1 protein-coding gene and 1 pseudogene are annotated in these 398 nt (G+C 64.1%); both read left to right on the top strand.

The window, feature by feature from the left end:
• A pseudogene (locus tag EOA24_RS41085) lies at positions 1-223 on the top strand (NADH-quinone oxidoreductase subunit G); the annotation flags it as partial.
• Between the two features lie 2 nt (positions 224-225).
• Positions 226-398, top strand: a 173-nt coding sequence (locus EOA24_RS41080) for an NADH-quinone oxidoreductase subunit H (protein WP_189354741.1), incomplete at its 3' end; no start/stop codon positions are given.

Below are 398 nucleotides of genomic sequence, written 5' to 3'. Positions count from 1 at the left end.
GCTCTATGGCGAGTATCCGCATCTTGCCCGCATCGACCAGGTTCTGGCCGGCAGCGCCGACGACATCGCCAAGGTGGCGAAGCTCGGCGGCCGGCTGAACAAGGGCACCTTCACCTCGCCGGTGAAGGATTTCTATCTGACCAACCCGATCGCGCGAGCCTCTGCCGTGATGGCGGAATGCTCGGCGCTGGCCAAGGGCGGCTTCAAGCAGGCGGCGGAATAAGCATGGAAACCTTCTTCTCCTTCTACGTGCTGCCGGCGCTGCTGATCCTGCTGAAGTCGGTCGTGCTGATCGTCGTGCTGCTGATCTTCGTCGCCTACATCCTCTACGCCGACCGCAAGATCTGGGCGGCGGTGCAGTTGCGCCGCGGTCCGAATGTGGTCGGCCCCTGGGGCAC

This window comes from Mesorhizobium sp. M2A.F.Ca.ET.039.01.1.1 (assembly GCF_003998035.1).
Classification (GTDB): Bacteria; Pseudomonadota; Alphaproteobacteria; order Rhizobiales; family Rhizobiaceae; genus Mesorhizobium.
Note: the sequence above shows the minus strand (reverse complement) of the source record. Positions and strands in the feature narration are given on the sequence as shown.